Genomic DNA, 2,406 nt, shown 5'->3' on the forward strand with positions numbered 1-2,406 from the left:
TGTCAGTCTGTAGAGCGACCATAAGACCAGAACAGAGTAAATCTGTTAAGGCAGGTGCGGAACCCCGCAAGGGAAAGAAGCAGAAACCTAAATCGTGAGGTTTGGGAATCGCCGTCCGTTTTACGGCGGCGAGGATGTCAAAGATAATATCCACTAGAAACCCAATAACCGGCCATTTAGTAGCGGCATAAATCCAACCGATGCCCAAAATATCATAGACTTGGCGAAACACTTCCACATTTTGGAGGATAGTACCATCAGCCAGTACGGCGTGGATTCGTCCCATGGCTGCCGCGAAGGAAATACCGCCATTTTCCTCTGGATTATAGTTTTCGGCGGCAATATCGACAAAAGCAACTAATCCTCTCCCAGCATCCCGTTTTTGCAGAAAATTGACCTCGCGCAAGCAGAGGGGACATTCTCCATCGTAGAGGAGTTTAATTTTCCAAGAGGGCGATCGAGTAGAATTTTCTAAGGTATCAGCAGATGGAGTCGGTAAAGATGACATGATCTTCTAGGGATTTTCTTTTCAGTGGTCGGTGAGGGGTTGAGAAGTGGGGAGTGGGGAGTGTCAAGGCAATTTATCAGATTGGACGGTATCACTCTCTATTGGTTCTCGATCGTTGCGTTTTGAGAAACCCCAAGCAAAGAGGACAGCAATTAAACTAATCATAATCCATTCCGGCGGCACAAAATCGGGACTAATCACCCGCAACAGCAATCTTAAACCCACCAAACCGACGGTGACAAAACCAGCATCTTCTAGGTGGGTGTATTCTTCCAACCAGCGAATAAATAAACCCGCCATAAAGCGCAGGGTAACTACTCCGATCGTACCACCAAGCAGGATCAACCAAGTATCATCGGCCACGGCGATGGAAGTGGTGACACTATCGAGGGAAAAAGCTAAATCAGTAACGGCAATTAGGGGGATAGCTTGCCAGAGAGAGTGAAACTGGAGACTATGATGGCTGTGATCCTTGTCTTCAGGGGAGGCAAAGTAATTAAAGACTAACCAGAGCAAATATACTGCTCCCAAAAGTTCAAACTGCCAGTATTTAACCACCCAGGTGGCAGTAAGAATCAAGATCATACGGAGAATATAGGCGAAAACTAAGCCAATATTCAAGGCCTGACGTTGACGCTGATGATCTCCTAATCCCTGTGCTATGGAAGCGAGAGCAATGGCGTTATCTGCTGATAATACCGCTTCTAGGGCAATGAGAACCAACAGAATTAACGGGGTTTTTAGACTAAGGGTTAGAGATGAATCAAGGAGCGAGTCTAACATTGAGGCCGCAGGTAAAAATAAATGTAATCATGGCAATACCTCAGCTTAACGCTTTTACAACTTTCTTTTCTAGGGGAGATAACCGTCATCGGGGTGGGGAGATATGAAGTCTTGTAACGAAATGATGCAGAGGACCCCGATGATGTCGGAAAGTATTGGATGAATATCTTTATGAGGAGATAATCAGCAATGCTTTCTGATACTCAAGTTTTAGTCGCTCTGGTAATTGCTTTAATCCCCGGGATTTTGGCTTTTCGTCTAGCGACGGAACTTTATAAGTAAAGTCGCTTTCAATAAACCCTGATCCCGTCTGACCTAGCTATAGGATAGACCGATTGGGGTTTTTTCAGTGATCAGTCATCAGTTACCAGTTATCAGTGATTGGGTGTAACTTGAAAGTAATTAGCCACTTTTCTGACCGATTTTACTTATACTCATAAATCTATGACCGCAGGAACACGAAACCAAACCGACAAAAAAACACGAAAAAAGCCAAAAAGCGGCAATAAATCCCAAAACTGGCAAGTTATCGAGATTTGGCTGCGAATTATTGCCTATAGCGCTCTTTCCATCACGGCAGTTTTTGCGATCGCTCGTTTGCTACCTTACCAACAGATCCAACAGACAAAACTGGAAGAAGTGCGTTTGGCAGCCCAGGAAAAGGAGGAACGGGTTAATCAATTGCGAGATCAATTTACTCGCAGCTTTGATCCTAGTCAAGCGCGGCAAGTGATGGGGGAACAAAGTCCCCGACGGGATCCTAATCAAAGACGCATTTTTTGGGTTTCTCAGTAGATTAGCTGCCCGTGCATCTCAATTACTTGTTAAGACTTCAGGGGAGAGGAGAGAGCCACAGAGTCGGTCTGAGCATTTGTCAGGATAAAACTAATGACCACAGCGACACAATTCTTAAGCATTGCTGCCTTGACAAAAGAGGATTATTATGGGTGCATCTGAATTTTGAAGAAATATCTATAGGACATTTTGGGCGCACGCGGTGCGCCCCTACCATTGGCGCGATAATAAATATTATTGTAGGGGCGAATTGCATTCGCCCTCTTTGAATAAGTAGGGAGGCACAATTATTTGTAGGATGGGTTAGCGGTAGCGTAACA

General features: G+C 45.0%; 3 protein-coding genes and 1 pseudogene. 2 read left to right on the plus strand and 2 right to left on the minus strand.

The window, feature by feature from the left end:
* Positions 1–94: 94 nt before the first annotated feature.
* Together PX636_RS22710 and PX636_RS14120 are read right to left on the minus strand one after the other, a co-directional pair.
* Positions 95–508, minus strand: a pseudogene (locus PX636_RS22710) (thiol-disulfide oxidoreductase DCC family protein); the annotation flags it as partial.
* Positions 509–571: 63 nt separating this feature from the next.
* A complete protein-coding gene (locus PX636_RS14120) occupies positions 572–1,291 on the minus strand; it encodes a TerC family protein (RefSeq protein WP_125731845.1) in 720 nt (239 codons plus the stop codon).
* Positions 1,292–1,480: 189 nt separating this feature from the next.
* Between PX636_RS14120 and psaM the strand changes: the two genes are divergently transcribed.
* Entirely contained in the window at positions 1,481–1,573 is a 93-nt protein-coding gene (gene psaM / locus PX636_RS14125; protein WP_012264462.1) for a photosystem I reaction center subunit XII, read from the plus strand.
* Positions 1,574–1,735: 162 nt separating this feature from the next.
* Complete coding sequence (locus PX636_RS14130; RefSeq protein WP_288117626.1) at positions 1,736–2,086, plus strand: slr1601 family putative cell division protein; 351 nt, start codon at positions 1,736–1,738, stop codon at positions 2,084–2,086.
* Positions 2,087–2,406: the final 320 nt, after the last annotated feature.

The sequence above is a fragment of the Microcystis sp. M53598_WE2 genome (genome assembly GCF_030067735.1).
Lineage (GTDB): Bacteria > Cyanobacteriota > Cyanobacteriia > Cyanobacteriales > Microcystaceae > Microcystis > Microcystis aeruginosa.